We start from the raw sequence: 20,650 nt of genomic DNA on the forward strand, positions 1-20,650 counted from the left end.
CGGGCGGCCCCCTGCTCGGGCCCCCCCGCGGCCCGCCCGGGGGGGGGGGGGGCGACCCCCCCGGCCCCGGGGTGCCGCCCCGCGCGGCCCCCCCCCGCCGGTGACCTACCTCACCCGCTGGCGCATGACGCTCGCGGCGGACCTGCTGGCCGAGCGCGAGACGGCGACCGTCGCCGAGATCGCCCACGCCGTGGGCTACTCCGACGCGTTCGCGTTCAGCGCGGCGTTCAAACGGATCCGAGGCGTCAGCCCGAGCGAGTTCCGGCGCACCGGTACGGCCGTTCCCGAGGGGCCGACCGGCCCACCCCCACGGCATCCGGGCGCCGTGCCGCCTGTCATCCCCGCTCCTCCTCCCGGCCCGGGAACCTCTTCGCGAGGTCCCGGGCCCACGGCGCGGCCGTGGCCGCCTGGTCGCCGGTGACGGGCGCGCCAAACCTGAGGTCTTTGACGCGCCCGCGTCTCAGCAGCCGGCATCCTGGGAGGCGTACCAGGCGTCGACGTAGAGGTCGTTGTAGAAAGACCAGCCGTCGAAGTTGCCGTTGACCCTTTCCTCGTGGGCGCGGTCCGCCCAGAGCCTCATGGCCTGCGCGTACACACGGCATTCCTTGGGCTTGGCCTGGGCGGCTCCCGCAGTACCTCCGAGGACTCCCATCGCCACGACGACGGCGATGATCGCTCGAACGAGAAATGGACGCTTTTTCATATCTCCTCCTATCGCTGAATCCGGGGCCGGACGGTCACCGAGGTGATCTGGGGCCGGCACAGCGGCGACCGCGTGGATTCCCGCACGCATGTGTTCCTCCCTCCTTCCCGAAGCGGTCACCGCGACGGGGATCACTGTCGCCGGACGCGCTTCCCCGCGGCTTCCTCCCCGTCGCGCGCCCGTCCCGGGCGGGGGAAGGCGAAGGGAAGGGCGGGGGAAGGGGCCGTTCGTAGCTTTCCCGGCGTCGCTCCGCACCGACCCAACGTTCCGCGGCGCCGCCGCGCCGGGGCAGGGCGGCAGAAAGGACAAGCACGATGAGCACGGACCTCGCACACGACAAGACGCGCCGCGGCCCGCTGAACGGCGTGGACACGCCCGCCCTGTTCGCCACGATCGACGCGGTGCGCGGCAATCCCGAGATCGCCAGGTTCCAGTTCCGGGCCAGGAACCGCTGGATCTCCGGCACGCACAACCGCACCGTCATCCGCGGCTTCTACGGCGCGGGCCAGGAGGACACCAGCCGCACCGGGGACTTCGTGTACGACGCCGACCACCCGGCGATCCTGGTGGGCTCGGGCAACGGCGCCACCCCGGTCGAGTTCCTGCTGCACGCGCTGGCCGCCTGCCTCACCTCCGGCCTGGCGAACATCGCCGCCGCCCGCGGCGTACGGCTCACCGAGGTCGAGTCGACCGTCGAGGGCGACATCGACCTGCTGGGCGTCCTCGGCCTGTCCGACCAGGTGCGCAACGGCTACCAGGGCATCCGCGTGAGCTTCACGATCTCCGGGGACGCGCCCGAGGAGGTGCTGCGCGGCCTGGTCGAGCAGTCCCGGGCCCGGTCGGCCGTCTACGACGTGTTCACCAACGGCGTGCCCGTCCAGATCGACGTGAACACCCGCTGACGCGGCAGGAGAGCGGACGGAAGCATGCCTACCACGACGGCGGTCAACACGGTGGTCAACACGGTGGTCATCGGCGCCGGCCACGCGGGCCTGGCGATGAGCCGGTGCCTGACCGAGCGCGGCGTGGAGCATCTGGTCCTGGAGCGGGGGCGGACGGCCGAGCGCTGGCGCACCGCGCGCTGGGACTCCTTCCGTCTGCTCACGCCGAACTGGATGTCCCGGCTGCCCGGCTGGGCCTACACGGGGCCCGAGCCGGACGGGTACATGGCGGCCGCCGAGCTGGTGGCCTATCTGGAGGGCTACGCCCGCTCGTTCGCCGCCCCGATCCTGGAGAAGACCACGGTGCTCCAGGTGCGGCAGGCGGCCGGCGGCTACCTGGTGCGTACGGACCGAGGTGCCTGGACGGCGGCCAACGTCGTCGCGACCGGCTACCACGTCCGGGCCGCCGTGCCGGGATTCGCCCGCGACCTTCCCGCGGACCTGGTCCAGATCACCCCTGATCGATACCGGCGCCCCGCCGACCTGCCCGGCGGGGCGGTGCTCGTGGTCGGAGCGTCCTCCTCAGGCGTGCAGATCGCCGACGAGCTGCTCCGGGCCGGACGCCCCGTGGTCCTGGCGGTCGGTGGCCACACCCGCCTGCCGCGCCGGTACCGGGGACGCGACATCCTGTGGTGGCTGGACCGGGTGGGCACGCTCGACCGTACGCTCGACGAGCTGCCCGACCCCGTACGGGCCCGCAGGGAGCCGTCGCTCCAGCTCAGCGGCACCGGCCGGACGCTGGACCTGCACACCCTGCACGAGCAGGGCGCGCTGCTCACCGGGAGGATGCTGGGCTGCGAGGGGGGACACGCGTACTTCGCCGACGACCTGGCGGCCGTCACGGCGGCGGCCGACGCCCGGCTACGGCGTGTCCTGGCCCGGATCGACGCCTACGCGGCGGGCGCTCCGGAGCCCCATCCCATCGCCGCGGCGCTACCCGATCCCGGCCCGCTCCAACTCGGCCTGCGACGCTTCGCGGCGGTCGTCTGGGCGACCGGACTGCGACCCGCGTATCCGTGGCTGGAGGTGCCGGTCCTGGACGCCGGCGGCCGGATCCTGCACCGCCGCGGCGTGACCGCCGCGCCCGGCCTCTACGCGCTCGGGCTGCGTTTCCAGCACCGCCGCAACTCCACGTTCATCGACGGTGCCCGGCACGACGCCGCCTACCTCGCCGACCATCTCACCCGACGCCGCCCGGCCCGCTCCCGGGCGGCGAGCCGACGAACGGAAGCCTGCCCATGTCCCCGCAACACCACGATGTCATCGTGATCGGCGCGCGCTGCGCAGGCGCGGCCACCGCTCTGCTGCTCGCCAGGCGCGGGCTGCGCGTGCTGGTGCTGGAACGCGCGGCCCGCGGCACCGACACGCTGTCCACCCACGCGCTCATGCGGGGCGGCGCCGTGTGGCTGCACCGGTGGGGCCTGCTGGAGCGCATCGCGGCAGCGGGGACGCCCCCGATCCGGCAGACCCGTTTCCACTACGAGGACGAGAGCGTGACGGTCTCGATCCGCCCCGCGGCCGGGGTCGACGCGCTGTACGCGCCCCGGCGCACCCTGCTGGACACGGTCCTGGTGGACGCCGCGGTGGCGGCGGGCGCCGACGTACGGTTCGGCACGGCGGTCACCGACCTCCTCACCGACCAGGACGGCAGGGTGACCGGCGTGGTGGCACGCACGCGTTCGGGCGGCGCGCTGCGGGCGCACTCCTGGCTGACGGTCGGCGCGGACGGCGCCCGCTCGCTGGTGGCCCGCAGGACCGGCGCGCGGCTCCTGCGCACAGGGCTCGGCTCGGGCGCGGTCGTCTACGGCCACTGGCAGGGCCTGGAGGCCACCGGTTATGAGTGGTTCTACCGGCGCGGCAGGACTGCGGGCCTGATCCCCACCAACGACGGCGAGGTCTGCGTGTTCGCCGGCCTGCCCTCCGCCGAGTTCTCCCGTGAGATGGCGGGCGGCCCGCGCGCCGGATACCGGCGGCTGCTGGCCACGGCCACCGGCGGCGCGGACGGAAGGTTCGCCGCGGCCGAGCCACCGCGCCGCCTGCGGGCCTTCCCCGGTCGTCCCGGATTCGTACGGCAGGCGTGGGGACCGGGGTGGGCACTGGTCGGCGACGCGGGATACCTCCTGGACCCGCTGAGCACGCACGGCATGACCGACGCGCTGCGCGACGCCCACCTGCTCGCCAGGGCGGTGTCCGGGATCCTGCACGGCGTACCGGAGCCGGAGGCACTGGCCGGCTACCAGGCCGACCGGGACAGGGCCGGATCGGCGTTGTTCGCGGCGGTCGACCGCATCGCCGGCTACGGCTGGAACGACCTGTCGATACGTGGGCTGCTGCGCGACCTCAGCTCCGCGATGAGCGAGGAGATCGAGGCCGTTTCGCGGCTCAGCGCATGATGACCGCCGGGTCACCGGATCGCATACTGATCCCATGAGGGTGGAGATCTCGCTGCTGGGAGACTTCACGGTCCGGATCTCCGGGGAGCCGGTCCCCGCCTCCGCCTGGAATCGGCGGTACGCGGCGAGCCTGGTGAAGATCCTCGCGCTGGAGCCGCGCCGCCGGCTGCACCGCGAGCGGCTGATGAACGCGCTGTGGCCGGACCTGCCGGTGGCCGAGGCCGGGCCACGCCTGCACAAGGCCACTCATTTCGCCCGCCGCTCCCTGGGACCCGAGGGGATCGTGGTGCGTGGGGACATGATCCTGCTGTTCCCTGACGTCCCGGTGACCGTCGACGTCCTGCGTTTCCAGGAACTGGTCGCCGACGCGCTCGACGCCGGCGACGCGGACTCGGCGGGCAAGGCTGCCGACGCCTACCCCGGACCGCTGCTCCCCGGCGACGAGTACGAGCCGTGGACCGCCGAGATCCGCGACCGGCTCAGGCTCCGCCACCTGCGGATGCTCCGCCAGGCACGGCGCTGGGCGGAGCTGGCGGAGTCCGACCCCACCGACGGCGAGGCACACCTGGAGCGCATGCGCGAACTCGTCGCGGCCGGTGACCCGCGTGCCGCGCTGCGCCAGTTCGAGCGCATGGACAGGGCGCTCAGGCAGGAACTGGGCGTGGGGCCGAGTGAGGAGGCCGTCCGGCTGCGCAACTCGCTGCTCGACACCCGGCAGGGGCAATCGCCGCCGAGCCCGCTGGTGGGCAGAAACGCCCAGACCGCCGCGCTGGACAACACGTTCGCCGAGTCCACGCGGGGACGCGGCCGCACGGTGTTCCTGTCCGGCGCGCCAGGCATGGGCAAGTCGCGTTTCCTGGAGTGGGCGCACGACCTGGCCGCGGCCCGCGGATGGCGGAGCGGGCACGGGGCGGCCTCGCGCATCGAGGGCGCCTGGCCGTACGCGCCGGTGCTGGAGGCGCTGGCCGACCTGTGCCGCAGGCATCCGACCCTGCTCGACGGCCTGGACGACCGGTGCCGCAAGGACATCGACCAGGCGCTGTCCGGACGCGCACCGGACTGGAGCGGCGGCGGCGGACACCAGCGGTTGTTCGTGGCCGTCGCCGAACTGGTGCGGCTGGCCGCTGCCGGACCCGGCCTGCTGCTCACCGTGGACGACGTGCACGAGGCCGACGAGGCGAGCCTGCGGCTGCTGCACTACCTGTCCCGCTGCTGCCTGAACGAACGCTTCGTCCTGGTGCTCGCGCACCGCCGCCAGCCCGTCTCCGACACCTTCGAGCAGGTGCGCACCAGCCTGTTGAGCCGGGCCGGCACGCTGGAGATCACGCTTGGCGCGCTGGAGCGGGCCGAAGCCGCGGCGCTCGCGCGGGCCGTACGGCCCGACCTCGCCCCGGACGAGGTGGAGCGCATCTGGGAGCTGTCGGGCGGCATGCCGTTCGCGGCGGCCGAACTGGCCCGTATGGCCGGAACCCCGCAGGCGGACGGGCGCGGCGCGGGCTCGGCCGTGCTCGCGGTGCTGGCGCCACAGGTACGCGCGGTGCTCGAACACGTCGCGACCGCCGGAGCCACGTTCGACACCGACACGTTCCTGGCGCTCGCCGGCCTGGAGGAACAGGAGGCGTTCGACTGCCTGGACGCGGCGCTCGCGACGCTGATCGTGGAACGCACCATGGACGGTTACCGGTTCAGGCACCCGCTGATCCGCGACGCGCTGCTCGGCGACATCCCGCCGCACCGCGGCAGGGCCCTGCACCGGGCCTGCGCCCAGCGGCTCGTCGCGATGAACGCCTCGCCCGCCAGGATCGGCCACCACCTGCTGGCCGCGGGGGATCTCGAGGCCGCCGTCCCGTACGTGCTGCGGGCCGCGGAGACGGAGGCCGCGGTGGGCGCGTACCGGGACGCGCTGGCGCTGGTCGAGTCGGTCCGGGCCGTCGCCACCAGCACCGACCAGGCCCGCGTGCTGGCGTTACGCGCCGATCTGCTCACCGCGGTCGGCGACCCCTTGGCGATCACCGCCTACCGTGAGGCGATCCGGGCCACCGGCGGGGACACGCACCGCGCGCTGCGCGCGAAACTGGCCCGCATCGCCGTCTACTACGGCGACCTCGACACGGCCACGGCCGCGCTGAACGGGCTGGAGACGGACGGCGGCCCGGCCGACGCCGCCATTCTCCTGGCCAGGGGCACCGTCGCGTACTTCACGGGTGACCTGGACGGCGCCTGGGAGGCCGCCTCCGCCGCGGGACTGGCGGAGGCGGCCGTGTGGGAGCAGCCCGACCTCACGGCGCTGAAAAGTCTCATCACCCACAACCGGGGCGAGTGGAGCCAGATGCTCCGCTCCGAACTGTTACGCACCCGCAAGGATCCGGCTCTGGCGACCATGGTCTTCGACTCGCACCTGTGCGTGGCCGAGTACCTGCTGTACGGGCCGTCCCCGTACCCCGAGGTGATCGAGCTGGCCCGCAACCTGCGCGTCACCGCCGAACGTGCCGGCGCGCTGCGCGCCGTGGCGTTCGCCGGCGCCCTGATCGGGGAGGCCGCGCTGCTCTACGGCGATCTGGACCTCGCCGAGCGGGAGCTGGCCGACGCCGCCGACCTGCACAGGGAGATCGGCGCGACCACGGGCGAGGCCCACTCCCTGCAACGGCTGGCCGAGGTGCGCCTGGCGCGCGATGATCGCCCGGCCGCCGACCGGCTGCTGCGGCGGGCGCTGCCGCTGGCACGCTGGTCGCTGCTGGCCAACCACCTTCTGCAACGTCTGTACGGCACGATGATCCTGGCCGCCCCCGATCCCGACGCGGCACGCGCCGTCGTGGACACCGCCGAGGCCGCGCTCGGCCAGTCCGACTTCTGCCACTTCTGCACCGTCATGTTCGAGGTGCCCGCGGTGATCGCGTGCGCGGGCGCCGGCGACCTGGCCGAAGCCCGGCGCCACCTGAAGATCGCCGAGCGCTCCGCGGCCCTGTGGGACGGCACCGCGTGGCAGGCCGCGATGCTGGAGGCCCGCGCCCACCTGGCCCGTGCCGAGGGCGACCCGGCCGAGGCGGCCCGGCTGTTCACCCGCGCGTCGGCCCTCTTCGCGGAGTCCTCGCATCCCCTCGACGCCGAACGCTGCCGGACCGCCGCCCGAACCCCCTGACCACGGAAGCACCGCGAAGGGACGAGGGTTGGCGCTGACGGTGACCGGGCGGCTGTCCCGGCAGGGAGCGGGACAGGCCGGTGCCCGTCCCGCTCGTCCGTCGCTCCGAGGTCGTGATGGGAAGGTTCAGAACGTGGGATAGACGTCCACGCTTGAGCCGCCCGTGGTCGTGTAGTTGGACCCCGTGGCCCAGGTGGTGTCGTTGATGAGAGGCTTGTAGTCGAAAGCGGTTCCGGAGGAGATCCCGGAGACCGTGCACACCCACAGGTCGGCGGCCTTGTTGGCGCAGTTCTGTCCCGCCGACCAGGACAAGGGGGACACCGAACCGCGCAGCGTGACGCGGTTGCCGTACCCGACGTCCTTGTGCACCCGGATGGTGGTCAGGGTCGGGAAGGTCGGGTAGATGTCGATCGTCGCACCGCCGGTCCCGGTGTAGTTGCTTCCCGTGGCGAAATAGGTGTCGTTGACCAGCGGTTTGAACTGGAAGGTCTGCCCGGCGGGGATGCGCTCGAACTCGTACTCCCAGACTCCGCTGGAGACCTCTCGGGCGGCCCGTCCCGCGGTCCAGCTGAACGGCGCGGTGTCGCCGCGGATGGACAGGGTGTTGCCGGAGGCGACCCCCGAGTGGACGCGGATCTTCGTGATGTTCCTGCCGGGCGGGGTGTAGGAGGAGACGGGCGTTCCGGGGGCGTAGACCTTGGCGCCGTGCTCACCCAGGGTCACCGTGATCTGCTTGCCGGTGACCCCTCCGGAGGCGACGGTGACGGTGTCGGAGGTGTCCATGAGGTTGGTGAGCACGGTGCCGACAGGGATCGTGCTCTCGGCCCGCAGCGGGATCGTGCGGGTCTGGGTGTTCCAGGACGAGCTCACCGCCGTGACGGCCTCGGCGCCCGTGGAGTCGACTCTCCGGGAGAAGGCGTAGACCGTGGTGTCCTTCCACATCTCCCGCTGGGTGCCGACGCGGAGGGCGGGATAGGCGGCCTTGACGGCGGTGAGGCGCTGGATGTGCTTGTAGATGGTCGAGGTCTCGCTGAAGCTCGGCATGTCCTTGCGGTTGTCCTTGTTGGCGATCGGCACCTCGTTGGGATTGCCGTTGCCGTCGTCGGCCTGCTCGGTGCCGTAGTAGATGACCGGGACGCCACGCGCGGTGAGCAGCACCGTGAGCGCGGCGCGCAGCCGCTGGTAGTTGTCGTTGGCCCTGGCCAGGAACCGCGCCCGGTCGTGGTTGTCGATGAACGTCTCGAGGCGGTTGGCGTTGTTGTACTTGTTGTCCTGCGCGAACAGGGCGCCGAGATTGTTCATGTCGCCGTCGCCGGCCAGGGTGTCCCGCACGGAGAAGAAGTAGGGGAAGTCGAGCACGCCCCACTCGTAGTCCTGGTACTCCGAGACGTAGTCGACGTCGCCGACGAACACCTCGCCGAAGGTGGGAACCCCCATGGTGGATTCGAAGGTCTGCAGCCAGCTCTTGGGCACCGACCGGGCGGCGTCGACGCGGATGCCGTCGAATCCCATGTCGACCCAGTCCTTGTAGGTGTCGAGCAGGAAGGCGGACACGGTCGAGTTGGACTGGTCGAGGTCGTCCAGGCCGCCGAGGTCGCAGTTCTCGATCTGCGTCTGCGTCTCGGTGCCGTTGAACAGGCAGTCGCCGTTGTGGTGGTAGTAGGAGGGGTTGTCCAACGGCGCGGCGGGCTTGTACGTCGACGGGCTGTAGGTGGTGGAGGTGCCGGCGAGGTAGTCGGCGGTGTGGTTGGGAACCACGTCGAGGATCATCTTCAGGCCCTTGGCGTGGGCGGTGTCGATGAGCGTCTGCAGTTCCGCCGCCGACCCGAAGTGCGTGTTGGGGGTGGCGAAGTTCTTGGTGAAGTAGCCGTGGTAGCTGGCCTCCTGGCCGTCCCGGCTGAGTGGTTCCTGTTCGGAGACCGGGGAGATCCAGACCGCGGTCGCGCCGAGGTTCTTGATGTAGTCGAGCTTGGCGGTCAGCCCGGCCCAGTCGCCGCCGTGGTAGAAGCCGAGATCGGTCGGTCGTACTCTCCGTGGCCGCTGTCGTCATTGGCGGTGCTGCCGTTGGAGAACCGGTCGACCAGCACCTGGTAGACGACGTCGCCCTCGGCGAGCGGCCCCGGTGAGGTTCCGGAGGTTCCGGAGGTTCGGGAGGTGTGGGAGGTTCCGGCGGCGGCCGGTCCCCCGGACAGCCCGGTGAGCGAGGTGGCCGCCAGGGCGGCCACGGTGAGCAGGACGGGTAACCGTTTCATCTTCCGTATCCCTTTCTGGGCATGACGGCATCGGCCTGCGGCGGACGTGCCGAGGCCGGGGAAACGCGCAGATCAGGCGATGGGCCCGGTGGATTCCCGGACGATCAGAGCGGTGTGCAGGGTCTGGTGGGGATGCTGGGTCTCGCCGCGGATCGCGGAGACCAGGAAGTCCCCGGCGACGCGGCCCTTGGCCTGGATGGGCTGGCGGACGGTGGTCAGCCGGGGCCGAACCCAGACCGCCTCGGGTTGGTCGTCGAACCCGGTGACCGACACCTCGCCCGGGACGTCGACGTCGAGATCGCGCAGGGCGTCGAGCGCGCCGATGGCGAGGATGTCGGACAGGGCGACGATGGCGGTCGGGGCGGGGTCGAGCAACATGAGATCCCTGGCGGCGCGGTAGCCGTCGAGCCGGGTGCAGGGCACCTCGACCAGCCGGACGTCGTCGAAGGTGAGGCCGACGGTGGCCAGTGCCTCGGCCACCCCGCTCATGCGACGGGCGAGGGGGCCGCGGTAACCGTAGACGGCCTTGTCGGGGCCGGGGTCGAAGGAGAGCACCGCGATGTGACGGTGCCCGAGGTCGAGCAGGTGCCGCACGGCCTCGTACGCCCCCGCGTGGTCGTCCACGTCGACGCTGGGCGCGCCCTCCTGCGGGTCGCTGTCCACCAGCACGAACGGGATGCCGCGCCGGGTGAGCTCGGCCACCTCGCCGCGGTCGGTCTCCAGGCCGCACACCACGAAGCCGTCCACCGCGGCGTACGGGATGGCCTTGAGCATGGAGTTGCGCAGCGGCGGGGTGAGCAGCAGGGTCAGGCCCTCGCGATGGCAGACCTGGCCGAGCCCGACCAGGAACTGGGCGTAGTAGGGGTTCTCCATCACCTGGGGCAGGTCCTGGGGCAGCAGCACCCCAAGGGACCGGGTGCGCCCCTGCTGGAGCATCCGGGCGACCGGATTGGGCGTGTAGCCGAGCTCTCCGGCGACCTCCAGGATCCGCCGCCGGGTCGCGTCGGAGATCTTGGTCGGGTCGTTGAAGGCGAAGGACACCGCTGACCGTGACACACCGGCCGCGGCGGCGACGTCCTTGGATGTCACCCGAGGCTCAGTCGGGCCGGACAAAACGCACCTCCCATGGGCGTACGGAAACGGCGCCCAGCTTGACCTGTTCGCCGGTGATCAGGTCGCGGCCGGTGCCGGTGCCGGCCGGCAGCGTTTCGGCCGCGTTGCCCCGGTTGGCCAGGACGAGCACGGTCTCGTCCGGGTGGACGCGGGCCCGGACAATCACATTCTCCCCGGCCAGCACGGTGGATTCCGACCCCCGGCGCAGCGCCACGTGGTCGCGGCGAAGCCGGGTCAGCGTCTTCAGCCAGGCCAGCTGCTCGTGGTCCCAATCCTTCTCCGACCAGGTCATGCACCTGCGGCAGTCGGGGTCGTTGAAGCCGCGCATGCCGACCTCGTCCCCGTAGTAGATCATGGGTGCGCCCTCGGCGGCCATGAGCAGTCCGAACGCGAACCTCGTGGCCTCCGGCTCGCCGCCGCAGCGGGTCCGTACGCGTTCGGTGTCGTGGCTGCCGAGCAGGTTCAGCATGAGCCCCTTCGCCTCCGGCCCGATCTCGCGGTCGATCGCGCCGAGCTCGGCGGCCAGCCACTCGCCGCCGAGCCGGTGGTCGGTGACGAAGCCGAGGATCGCGTCGCGCAGCCGGTAGTTCATCGCGCCGTCGGAGGTGTCGCCGCGGGTCCAGTCCGTGGCCGCCTCCCACACCTCGGCCACGATGTAGAGGTCCTCGTCGATGCCCTTCACGAGCCGCCGGAACTGCCGCCAGAACGGCAGGTTCTCCATCATGTACGGCACGTCGAGCCGCCACCCGTCGATGCCCGTGCGGCTCCACTTCTCCACGGCGGCGAACAGATGGTCGCGCACCTCGGGATTGCACACGTTGAGCTTCGGCAGGTAGGCGCACCCGCTGCAGGTGAGGTAGTTCGGCTCCGGGTCCGCCCTGACCGGGAACTCCTGGACGGAGAACCAGTTCACGTACGGCGAGGCGGCCCCCTTCTCCACCACGTCCCGGAAGGCCGGATGTCCGTCGCCGCAGTGGTGGAACACCGCGTCCAGGACCACCCGGATGTCGTGGGCGTGCGCGTCCTCGACCAGACCGGCGAAGGTCTCCTCGTCGCCCAGGGCGGGATCGATGCCGAAGTAGTCGATGGTGTCGTAGCGGTGGTTCGTGCCCGCGGTGAAGATCGGGGTGAGGTAGAGCGCGGTCACGCCGAGGTCGCGCAGGTGGCCGAGCCGGCCCCGCACGCCCGCGAGGTCACCGCCGAAGAAGTTGGTCCGGGTCGGCGGCCCGCCCCAGGGTTCGACCCCGGGCGGGTCGAGGGACGGGTCGCCGTTGGCGAACCGGTCGGGAAAGATCTGGTAGAAAACCGCGTCGCGGACCCAGTCCACGGGCTACTCCTTCACTCCGGTCGCGGCCAGTCCGCGCACCAGTGCCTTCTGCAACACGAGGAACACGCCGACGGCGGGGATCGCGGCGACCACCGTGCCGGCCATCAGCAGTTGGGGATAGGGGCTGTACTTGCCGGTGAAGACGGCCAGCCCGAGCTGGATCGTGCGGGCGTCGTCGTCGGACGTGACCAGCAGCGGCCACAGGAAGTCGTTCCAGCCGAACAGGAAGCTGAACACGGCGACGGTGGCGAGCGCGGGACGGCACAACGGCACGATCACCCGCAACAGGACGCGCAGCCGGCCCGCCCCGTCCACGCGGGCGGCCTGCTCCAGCTCGACGGGGATCGTCTGCATGTACGCCCGCAGGACGACGATGCCGAACGCGTCCGCCAGCCGAGGCACGATCAGGCCGGTCCAGCTGTCATACCAGCCGAGCCGTACGACCAGGTCGAAGGCGGGCAGCATGGTCAGGAAGGTCGGCACGAGCATCGTGGCGACCAGTGCCAGGAAGATCGCATTGCGGCCCGGGAAGCGCAGCCGCGCCAGGGCGTACGCGGCCAGGGTGTCCAGCACGAGGTGCCCGGCCACGATGCCCAGCGTCATCACGGCGGTGTTGAGGTAGTAGCGGGCGAAGGGCGCCGCGCTCATCGCCTCCGCGTAGTTGCCCCATTCGAACTCGCCCGGCCACAGGAACGGCGGCTGGTTGACGTGTGGGAACTGCTTGAGCGAGGTCGTCACCATCCAGCAGAACGGCGCGACCACGACGACGGACGCGGCGAGCAGGACCGCGTGCCGCGGAACGTCGCGGCGGCGGGGACGGCGCGGGCGAACGTGCCGTGCGGTCAGGACCACTGCGACCGCCCTCCCAGCCGCCACTGCAGCCAGCTCAGCCCGAAGACCAGGGCGAAACCGGCGTACGCGATCGTCGCGGCATAACCGAACTCGCCGGAGGAGAACGCCGTGCGGTAGACCAGGAACCCGAGGACCTCGGTGCCGCCCAGCGGGCCGCCCTGGGTGAGCGCGTAGACCAGGTCGAACCCCTGGAACGTCGCGATCAGGCCCTCGATGATCACGAAGAACGTCATCGGCGCGAGCAGCGGGACGGTGATCCGCCGCAACCGCTGCCAGCCGCCGGCCCCGTCCAGCGCGGCGGCCTCGTACAACTGCGGCGGAATCGCCTGCAGTGCGGTCAGATAGAGCACGACGTTGAGGCCGAGCTGCTTCCACACGGTCAGCAGGGTCAGCGACAGCAGCGCCAGGTACGGATCGCCCAGCCAGTTGAGCCCGGTCAGCCCGCCCATGGGTCCGTCCTGTCCGAACAGGTACTTCCACACCGTCGCCACCGCGATGGACGAGGTGACCACCGGAAGGAAGAAGATCCCTCGGTAGAGCGCCAGCCCCCTCAGCGGCGCGTTGAGCAGCACGGCCAGGCCCAGACCGGAGGCCACGCCGAGCACCGTGACGCCCAGTCCGTACAGGACGGTCACGAGGAGCGAGTTGCGGAACTCGGGATCGCCGGCCATCCGCACGTAGTTGGCCAGCCCCGCGAACACCTGCTCGGGGCTGGCGCCGTCCCAGGTCGTGAGGCTGAGCCGCCCCGTCGCGACGATCGGATAGACCACGAACAGGCCGATCACCGTCAGCGCGGGAGCCAGGCACAGCGCCGCGGCCCAGCCGTCGCCTCCTCTCCGGGCTCGCCGGGCTCTCCGGACTCTCTGGGCTCTCTGGGCGAGGGACAGGCGCCCGCCCCGCGAAGCGGGCACCCGGACCTGCGGCATGCTCGTCATCCCGCCGCCAGGATCGCGTTGACCTCGCGCTCGGCGTCGGCGAGCGCCGCGTCGACCGTCTTCTTTCCGTGAACGGCCTGCTCGACCTCCTTGGCGAAGGCCATCGACACCTTCGGGTAGAGGGGGGTGGCCGGGCGGGCGCGGGCGGTGGGCAGCGCCTCCACGAACGGTTTCATCAGCGGGTCGAGCGAGCCGAGATAGTCGGCGCCGCCAGCCACCGACCGGCGGGTGGGCAGGAAGCCGGTGGCCTTGCTCCAGCCCAGGCTCTGGTCGGAGAACCAGCCGAGGAAGGCCGCCGCGTCCTTGACGTGCGGTGAGGTGGAGAAGACGACCGCCTGCTCACCGCCCATGTTCGTGGCCGGTTCGCCGTCCGCGGGGTACGGAATGGGGGCGGCGGCGAACGGGAACGGCGGCTTGTCCTTCCAGATGCCGACCATCCACGAGCCTTCCTGCGCGGAGGCGGCGGCCCCCTTCTCGAACGCGCCCCACGGCCCTAGCGGGCTGGCGCCCTCGCGGATCAGGTCGACCCAGAAGCCGAGCGCCTTGCGGCCCGCCTCGGAGTTGAACGCCGCCTTGGTGTTGTCGGGGGTCAGGAACTCGCCGCCGGCCTGCCAGAGGTTGACCTGGAAGTTCCAGGTCACGCCTTCGCCGCTGTCACCTGGCTGGGTGTACAGCTCGAACCCGGGCTTGCCTGTCTTGTCCTTGATGGTGGCGGCCGCCGCCGACAGCTCCTCCCACGTCTTCGGCGGTTTGGCGGGGTCGAGTCCGGCCTTCGCGTAGAGGTCGGTATTGATCATCGTCGCCAGCGTGTTGGCGGAGACGGGGATGGACAGTTGCTTACCACCGGACGAGCCGAACTTCAGCATCTCGGGATAGATGTCGTTCCAGGTGGAGGCCGGAATGTGCGGCTTGAGATCGGCGAGCCGCCCCGTCGCGGCCAGGCGCGGGACCCACACCAGGTCGCCGATCGCGACGTCGGGAAGGGTGCGGCTGGCGGCGGCGGTCTGCAGCTTGGTGAGCAGATCGGCGCCGGGGACGGTCACGATCTTGAGCGCGATCCGGGGATGGGCCCGCTCGTAGTCCTTGGCCAGCCGCTCGAAGACCTGGGCGTTGTTGCCGTCCCAGTAGTGCCAGACGGTCAGCTCCGTGGTGTTCCCCGTCGGGGTGCTCGTGCCGGTGGATCCACAGGCGGTGATCGCCAGGAGAGCGGTCAGGGCCAGAGGAAAGAAATGTGTGGGCCTCATCGGGCCTCCAAGGGGGGTTAACGAGTTTCTAACACGTGTTAATAATCGGTTACCTGAGGGGTGTCAAGACCCCTTCGGCCACGACCGCCGAAATCACCGGGTTGACTTCTCGTAACGTCCGCAGAAGGCTCACTGGCGGAGGTCGGACAGGAGCCTTCGGATGGCGTCGGCGATGACAGGGTCGACGGCGAACCGCTGCTCCAGCCAGTTCAGGGTGACCGTGGCAGCCTGCCTGTTGCGCTCGTATCCGGGGACCATCTCGGCCAGCGGCAACACATCCGGCGAGTACGCCTGCTCCACGCGCCGGCTCGGTTCGAAAGGGTCACGGCGGTCGTGCGCCCGGACGGTTGTCAGGCGCAGCAAAGCGATCACCCGGTCGACGGCGAACGACTGGATGAAGCGGGCCCCGGTCAGCCGCTCGCCGCGCAACTCGCGATGCAGGCCGACATAGAGGTTGGTCAGAGCCTCGTTCAGGTGGAGCTCGACCGTGTCGTACGGCGGGCCGGCGGGTGGCCTCCCGTATCCCGCGAGGTCGCCGGTCACGTCCTCGCGCTGCCAGACGACGCGCGCGCCCTGGAAGGGGAGCCGGGCCAGTTCGTCGAGTGTGAGGACCGCGTACTCGACGAAGATCCCGTCGGCGAAGAGCGCCTTGCGCCCGTTGGGGTGGTTCACGAAGCTGTACGCCACCGGACAGGACCCCTGCAGCCAGTCGATGGACTCCAGATAGCGGGGCTTGGCGGCGCCCTCGACGACGACGAAGAAGTCCAGGTCGGAGTGCTCGTCGAGCCGGTCGTGCTCCACGCCGGCCGAGCCGAGGCCGAGCAGCGCCAGCGCGTCCCCGCGCGTGGCCAGGTGTGCGGCGAGGTCGTCCAGCCGCCGCAGCATGCGGTGCATCCACGTCATCCCTTCGTGAAGAGTCGACGTTTCAGCCCGCGCAGCCCCTGTGACCGCCGAGGTCGCGACACCTGCTCCTGAAGACTTCGCGAGGCAGCGCACGCGTGTCAAGCGGCGACCCGCCGGGTGAGGCCGTGCGGTGAGCGCAGGTTTGTCAGTCGTGCGCGCAATACTCGCCGCTGGCGATCACGAGGACGATGCATCCGGGATGGCGCGGTCACTCCGTCGTGTCGCTTGAACGACGAGCTCTACATCACGCACACCGTGGAGGCATCGGCATGAGCGCGGATCGGATGCTGACCTATGTCGGCGGCGGCTCGGCGAAGTTCTGGGAAGTCCGTCAGAACGGTACGGAGCTGAACATTCGCTATGGGCGGATGGGCACAGCCGGTCAGGCGCAGGTGAAGTCGTTCGACTCCGCTGCCGCCGCCGCGGCGGCGGCCGACAGACTGGTGGCGGAGAAGTTACGCAAGGGCTACACGGAAGACGAAACGGTCGACGCGCCGGTGACCTCCGCAGCGGAGATCGACAGCGCCGGGGATGAGGACCGGCTGACGATGCCGGCCGCGTGGCTGCGCGCTCTTCATCCGCGGCGGGGTGGTGCGAAGGTCACCGTGAAGAAACTCGACACGGGAGCGCCCAAGGAACTCGCTGCGAGATTGGACGAGCATCGGCAGTCGATCCTCGATTCGCTGGCAAGGTGTTCCGACCCGGAGCTCGCCGCCGCGGGCGCGGCGTACCTGGCCGGGGAGCCCGCCGCCACGCCGCTGGGCGCCGCGGTGGTCGCCCAAGTGGTGACCGCGTCGCTGCCGTCGAACGACCGGCCGTCGCTGCCGCTGTTCGCCGAGGCCTGGCTGGTCGACCGCGGCCTGGTGTTCGCGGCGGTGGCCGTGGCCGAACTGGCCTCGCTGGTTTTCGGTTTCGACGGGGACACCTGGCGAGTCCGGCGGCTGGCCGGCGGTGAATCCCCCAACCATTGGTTCGGCTGGGATCGGATGGACCCCGCCAGGCGGGTCCGTGCCGCCCTCGCGGCCGCATCGGATGCCGAGTACGCCGAGGTCGTCGCGGCGCTGGCGGTGAGCCGAGAAGGCGGGCTCCACCATCGGGTGGCGGCTTCCTACCTGGCGCCGACCGAGGTGGACTGGGTCACGGCCGACTGCGCCGAAGTGAGCCGCGTCAATCCGCGTCTCGCCCTCAACCTGGTCGCCGCGATCAGCACACCGGAGCACGCGGCGCTCATCGCGGACCACCTGCCGGGCTACGGCGTGATGAACTTCCTCGCTCTGCCCGCCACGATCATCGACGGCATGGGGGACGCGGCCGTGCCGGTGCTCGCCGGATGGTTCGACAAGCTCTACGACGCGGAAAGCCGGCGGCGGCTGCTGGACATGCTCGCCGAACTGCCGGGCGACGCGGCGATGCGGGCACTCCTCGACCGGATCGAGCACAAGCACACCCAGGCGGCCCTCCTGCGCGCGGCGGCCCGCTTCCCGCGCCGGGCGATGCGGATGCTGGCCGCCTCCGACGGCAAGGTCGCCGACCTGCTGCTGCGCGCCCACGTGCGGGCGCGTCCCGACCTGGTGCCCGAGGTGACCGCGACCGTCGGCGACGCCGCCGCTGAGCGGATCAACACGGTCGCGACCGCTGCGACCGTCCCCACCGCTCCGGTCGAGGCCCTGCCCGAGGTGCTGGTCAGCCCGCCGTGGACCCGTCCGCGTACGGCCCGCAAGCAGGTCGTCGTGAATGACCTGGTGTGTGCCGATGAGCCGACCGTGGTGTGGGGGCCGGGCGAGCGGGACAGGTGGCGTTCCGCCCGGCCAGGGGACGATTCATGGGATCGGGCCTGGAACGGGAGCTGGGAACAGATCGCCCGTCAGATCGCCGACGGCCGGAAGGGCAACTGGTATGACGAGGTCACCCTGTTCGTCGCCGGGCCCGAGGAGCTGGCCGGACCGCTGATCGAGAAGTGGCGCCCGGCCGACCTGTGGGGAGCCTCCGAATGGATGCCGAGGGTGGTCGCCAGGTTCGAGCTGGCGGCGCTGCCCCTGGTGCTGGACAGCGCCCGGCGCAGCCCCGTCGCGGTCGCCCCGGCGCTGCTTCCGCTCGCCGCCCCGGAGGTCGCCGTGCTGATGGCCGAGTGGCTGGCCCGGCTGAAGTCGGTGCGCGCCACCGCGCTGGCCTGGCTGGCACGCCACCCCGAGGCCGCCGCGAGGGCGCTGATCCCGGCGGCTCTGGGCAAGGCCGGGGTGGCCCGGCGACAGGCGGAGCAGGCGCTGGCGGTGCTGGCCGCGGGCGATGCCCGCGACGCTGTGGCGCAGGCCGCCGCGGGTTACGGCCTCGTCGCCGAGGCCGCGGTCGCCGGCCTGCTCGCGGCCGACCCGCTCGACGCGCTGCCCGGCAAGATGCCCGTGCTGCCCGAGTGGGCGGAGGTCGCGGTCCTGACGCCGATCCACCTGCGCGGCGACGCGGGTGCGCTGCCGCCCGAGGCGGTCCGCCATGTGATGACGATGCTGGCGATCTCCCGGCCCGGCGATCCGTACGCCGGTCTCGCCCTGGTCAAGGAGGCCTGCGACAGCCGCAGCCTCGCGGACTTCGGCTGGGCGTTGTTCCAGAGCTGGAAGGCAGCCGGCTACCCGTCCAAGGAGAGCTGGGTGATGGACGCGCTGGGACTGCTCGGCGACGACGAGACCGTCCGGCGGCTGACGCCGCTGATCAGGACCTGGCCCGGTGAGGGCGGCCACGCGCGTGCGGTCGCGGGCCTGGACCTGCTGGCCGGCATCGGTTCCGAGGTCGCGTTGATGCACCTGCACGGCATCGCGGAGAAGGTCAAGTTCAGCGGGCTCAAGAACCGGGCCAGGCAGAAGATGGACGAGGTCGCCGCGGAGCTCGGCCTGACGCCGCAGGAACTGGCCGATCGGCTGGTGCCGGACTTCGGGCTGTCCGCCGACGGCAGCCTGACCCTCGATTACGGCCGCAGGCAGTTCGTCGTCGGCTTCGACGAGCAGCTCAAGCCGTACGTGGCCGATTCCGCCGGGAAGCGGCTCAAGAACCTGCCCAAGCCGGGGGCGAACGACGATCCGGAGCTCGCGCCCGCCGCCTACCAGCGGTTCGCCGGGCTGAAGAAGGACGTGCGCGCCGTGGCCGGGGACAACATCCGCCGGCTGGAGCAGGCCATGGTGAACCGGCGGCGCTGGAGCGGTGCGGAGTTCACGCGGCTGCTCGTCGGCCACCCGCTGCTCTGGCACATCGTGCGGCGGCTGGTGTGGGGGCTCTACGACACCTCGGGAAAGCTCACAGGCGCCCTGCGCGTGGCCGAGGACCGCAGTTTCGCCGATGTCGAGGACGACACGCTGACATTGCCCGGCGAGGCCCTCGTCGGGGTGGCGCACCCGCTGGAGCTGGGAGAGAACCTGGCCGCCTGGGCCGAGGTGTTCGCCGACTACGAGATCCTGCAACCGTTCCCGCAACTGGGCCGGGAGACGTACGAGCCGGACGAGACGCTGCTGGCCGAGATCGGCTCCGCCAAGGTCCCCACCGGCGCGGTGATCGGCCTGGAACGGCGTGGCTGGCGGCGAGGCGATCCGCAGGACGCCGGCCTCCAGTTCTGGATCGAGCGGGACGTGCCCGGCGGCAGGACCATCACGATCGGTCTCGATCCTGGCATCGCGATCGGCTACCCCGACTTCGCCGACGAGCAGACCCTGATGGGGGTCGACCTCGACGGCCTCGATCCGATCACCGTCTCCGAGATCCTGCGAGACCTCCGGGAGATCACCCGATGAACGAACACGTCCAGCGGCCCCCGGCCGAGATCCGCTACGCCGGCGAGCTCGCCCGGCTGCGGGACGACGACACCGACGACCGGCCGCCGGGCTGGGCGTTGAGCCTGCGGGCCGCCCGGAGCTTCGTCCTCGGGGACGAGAAGCTGGGCATCAGCCGCAAGTTCGTGGGTGATCCTTCGCTGATCGACCGATCCCTGGTGACGCTCGCGACCAACCGCGGGCTGATGCTGGTGGGTGAGCCGGGCACGGCGAAGTCGCTGCTGTCCGAGCTGCTCGCCGCGGCGGTGAGCGGAACCTCGACGCTCACCGTCCAGGGCGGAGCGGCCACCACCGAAGACCAGATCAAGTATTCGTGGAACTACGCGCTGCTGGTCGCCGAGGGCCCGTCCACCCGGTCACTGGTGGCCGCTCCGCTGCTGCGCGGCATGGCCGAGGGCAAGGTGGTGCGCTTCGAGGAGATCACCCGGTGCCCGCTGGAGGTGCAGGACTGCCTGCTGTCGCCGCTGTCGGACCGCGTGCTCGCCATACCGGAGCTGACCGGTCCGGAGGCGATGGTGTTCGCCCGGGAGGGATTCACCGTCATCGCCACCGCCAACACCCGCGACCGCGGCGTCAACGAGATGAGCGCCGCGCTCAAGCGCCGGTTCAACTTCGAGACGGTCTTCCCCATCGCCGACTTCGACACCGAGCTGCTGCTGGTGGAGGCGGAGGCCACCGCTCTCCTGAAGCGGTCGGGCGTCGGCGCGCCGCCGCGGCGCGACGTGCTGGAGGTCCTGGTCACCGCGTTCCGGGAGCTGCGCGAGGGGCGGACCGCGCGCGGTGACGCCACCGACCGGCTGTCGGGGGTGATGAGCACCGCGGAGGCCGTCTCGGTCGCGCATGCCGTCGGGCTGCGCGGGTGGTTCCTGCGCGGCGAGCCCGGCGACGCCGCCGACCTGGTCTCCTGCCTCGCGGGCACTGCGGCCAAGGACAACCCGGAGGACCTGGCGAAACTCCGCAGATATCTGGAGCAGAGGCGGCCCGGAGACCAGTGGAAGGCCGTGTACGAGGCCCGTCACCTGCTGCCGGGCTGACG

15 protein-coding genes and 1 pseudogene are annotated in these 20,650 nt (G+C 71.4%); 7 read left to right on the plus strand and 9 right to left on the minus strand.

From position 1 onward, the window contains the following. Positions 1 to 94: 94 nt before the first annotated feature. Positions 95 to 421: pseudogene (locus ABZ857_RS41805) on the plus strand (helix-turn-helix transcriptional regulator); the annotation flags it as partial. Positions 422 to 460: 39 nt separating this feature from the next. On the opposite strand, the gene ABZ857_RS41810 reads toward ABZ857_RS41805, so the two are convergent. Continuing rightward, the gene (locus ABZ857_RS41810) at positions 461 to 703 is read right to left on the minus strand and encodes a hypothetical protein (protein WP_357055727.1); all 243 of its coding nucleotides are present in this window, start codon (positions 701 to 703) and stop codon (positions 461 to 463) included. Positions 704 to 1,017: 314 nt separating this feature from the next. Between ABZ857_RS41810 and ABZ857_RS41815 the strand changes: the two genes are divergently transcribed. Genes ABZ857_RS41815 through ABZ857_RS41830 form a run of 4 tightly spaced genes read left to right on the plus strand, consistent with a single transcriptional unit; the run spans position 1,018 to position 7,176 of the window. Continuing rightward, positions 1,018 to 1,605 (plus strand): OsmC family protein, encoded by a 588-nt coding sequence (locus tag ABZ857_RS41815; protein ID WP_357055730.1) that lies wholly within the window; start codon positions 1,018 to 1,020, stop codon positions 1,603 to 1,605. 24 nt (positions 1,606 to 1,629) lie between these two features. Then, positions 1,630 to 2,913, plus strand: coding sequence for an NAD(P)-binding domain-containing protein (locus ABZ857_RS41820; RefSeq protein WP_357055733.1), 1,284 nt, complete (start codon positions 1,630 to 1,632; stop codon positions 2,911 to 2,913). After that, on the plus strand, positions 2,883 to 4,037 hold the full coding sequence (locus ABZ857_RS41825; RefSeq protein WP_357055736.1) for an FAD-dependent monooxygenase: 1,155 nt from the start codon (positions 2,883 to 2,885) through the stop codon (positions 4,035 to 4,037). Before ABZ857_RS41820 ends, ABZ857_RS41825 begins: the two co-directional genes overlap by 31 nt. A 34-nt stretch (positions 4,038 to 4,071) precedes the next feature. After that, positions 4,072 to 7,176: an AAA family ATPase gene (locus ABZ857_RS41830; protein WP_357055739.1), complete on the plus strand. Its 3,105-nt coding sequence runs from the start codon at positions 4,072 to 4,074 to the stop codon at positions 7,174 to 7,176. Between the two features lie 126 nt (positions 7,177 to 7,302). Here ABZ857_RS41830 and ABZ857_RS41835 read toward each other — a convergent pair whose 3' ends face one another. The 8 genes from ABZ857_RS41835 to ABZ857_RS41870 form a co-directional block, all read right to left on the minus strand. Further along, complete coding sequence (locus ABZ857_RS41835; protein ID WP_357055805.1) at positions 7,303 to 9,156, minus strand: alpha-amylase family glycosyl hydrolase; 1,854 nt, start codon at positions 9,154 to 9,156, stop codon at positions 7,303 to 7,305. Next, positions 9,153 to 9,428, minus strand: a complete 276-nt coding sequence (locus ABZ857_RS41840) for a hypothetical protein (RefSeq protein WP_357055742.1) — start codon at positions 9,426 to 9,428, stop codon at positions 9,153 to 9,155. The genes ABZ857_RS41835 and ABZ857_RS41840 overlap by 4 nt, the downstream gene beginning before the upstream one ends. A gap of 72 nt (positions 9,429 to 9,500) precedes the next feature. Then, positions 9,501 to 10,517: a LacI family DNA-binding transcriptional regulator gene (locus ABZ857_RS41845; protein ID WP_357055745.1), complete on the minus strand. Its 1,017-nt coding sequence runs from the start codon at positions 10,515 to 10,517 to the stop codon at positions 9,501 to 9,503. A 7-nt stretch (positions 10,518 to 10,524) separates the two neighbouring features. Beyond that, positions 10,525 to 11,868, minus strand: coding sequence for a glycoside hydrolase family 13 protein (locus ABZ857_RS41850; RefSeq protein WP_357055748.1), 1,344 nt, complete (start codon positions 11,866 to 11,868; stop codon positions 10,525 to 10,527). Between the two features lie 3 nt (positions 11,869 to 11,871). Then, positions 11,872 to 12,720 carry a carbohydrate ABC transporter permease gene (locus ABZ857_RS41855; RefSeq protein ID WP_357055751.1) on the minus strand — a complete coding sequence of 283 codons (849 nt, stop codon included), beginning with the start codon at positions 12,718 to 12,720 and terminating at the stop codon, positions 11,872 to 11,874. Next, entirely contained in the window at positions 12,711 to 13,655 is a 945-nt protein-coding gene (locus ABZ857_RS41860; RefSeq protein ID WP_357055754.1) for a sugar ABC transporter permease, read from the minus strand. The genes ABZ857_RS41855 and ABZ857_RS41860 overlap by 10 nt, the downstream gene beginning before the upstream one ends. Then, positions 13,652 to 14,899, minus strand: coding sequence for an ABC transporter substrate-binding protein (locus ABZ857_RS41865; protein ID WP_357055757.1), 1,248 nt, complete (start codon positions 14,897 to 14,899; stop codon positions 13,652 to 13,654). Before ABZ857_RS41865 ends, ABZ857_RS41860 begins: the two co-directional genes overlap by 4 nt. Before the next feature lie 129 nt (positions 14,900 to 15,028). Next, complete coding sequence (locus ABZ857_RS41870) at positions 15,029 to 15,793, minus strand: hypothetical protein (RefSeq protein ID WP_357055760.1); 765 nt, start codon at positions 15,791 to 15,793, stop codon at positions 15,029 to 15,031. Between the two features lie 278 nt (positions 15,794 to 16,071). Here ABZ857_RS41870 and ABZ857_RS41875 point away from each other — a divergent pair, with 278 nt between their 5' ends. Further along, the gene (locus ABZ857_RS41875) at positions 16,072 to 19,575 is read left to right on the plus strand and encodes a DUF4132 domain-containing protein (protein ID WP_357055763.1); all 3,504 of its coding nucleotides are present in this window, start codon (positions 16,072 to 16,074) and stop codon (positions 19,573 to 19,575) included. After that, on the plus strand, positions 19,572 to 20,648 hold the full coding sequence (locus ABZ857_RS41880) for an AAA family ATPase (protein ID WP_357055766.1): 1,077 nt from the start codon (positions 19,572 to 19,574) through the stop codon (positions 20,646 to 20,648). The genes ABZ857_RS41875 and ABZ857_RS41880 overlap by 4 nt, the downstream gene beginning before the upstream one ends. The last annotated feature ends 2 nt before the right edge of the window (positions 20,649 to 20,650 follow it).

This window comes from Microbispora sp. NPDC046933 (assembly GCF_040644635.1).
GTDB lineage: Bacteria > Actinomycetota > Actinomycetes > Streptosporangiales > Streptosporangiaceae > Microbispora.

What these genes read in the sequence shown, in the direction of transcription:
- ABZ857_RS41810 (WP_357055727.1), bottom strand. Translation starts at nt 703, where the DNA reads ATGAAAAAGCGTCCATTTCTCGTTCGAGCGATCATCGCCGTCGTCGTG.
- ABZ857_RS41815 (WP_357055730.1), top strand. Translation starts at nt 1,018, where the DNA reads ATGAGCACGGACCTCGCACACGACAAGACGCGCCGCGGCCCGCTGAAC.
- ABZ857_RS41820 (WP_357055733.1), top strand. Translation starts at nt 1,630, where the DNA reads ATGCCTACCACGACGGCGGTCAACACGGTGGTCAACACGGTGGTCATC.
- ABZ857_RS41825 (WP_357055736.1), top strand. Translation starts at nt 2,883, where the DNA reads ATGTCCCCGCAACACCACGATGTCATCGTGATCGGCGCGCGCTGCGCA.
- ABZ857_RS41830 (WP_357055739.1), top strand. Translation starts at nt 4,072, where the DNA reads ATGAGGGTGGAGATCTCGCTGCTGGGAGACTTCACGGTCCGGATCTCC.
- ABZ857_RS41840 (WP_357055742.1), bottom strand. Translation starts at nt 9,428, where the DNA reads ATGAAACGGTTACCCGTCCTGCTCACCGTGGCCGCCCTGGCGGCCACC.
- ABZ857_RS41860 (WP_357055754.1), bottom strand. Translation starts at nt 13,655, where the DNA reads ATGACGAGCATGCCGCAGGTCCGGGTGCCCGCTTCGCGGGGCGGGCGC.
- ABZ857_RS41865 (WP_357055757.1), bottom strand. Translation starts at nt 14,899, where the DNA reads ATGAGGCCCACACATTTCTTTCCTCTGGCCCTGACCGCTCTCCTGGCG.
- ABZ857_RS41870 (WP_357055760.1), bottom strand. Translation starts at nt 15,793, where the DNA reads ATGCACCGCATGCTGCGGCGGCTGGACGACCTCGCCGCACACCTGGCC.
- ABZ857_RS41875 (WP_357055763.1), top strand. Translation starts at nt 16,072, where the DNA reads ATGAGCGCGGATCGGATGCTGACCTATGTCGGCGGCGGCTCGGCGAAG.
- ABZ857_RS41880 (WP_357055766.1), top strand. Translation starts at nt 19,572, where the DNA reads ATGAACGAACACGTCCAGCGGCCCCCGGCCGAGATCCGCTACGCCGGC.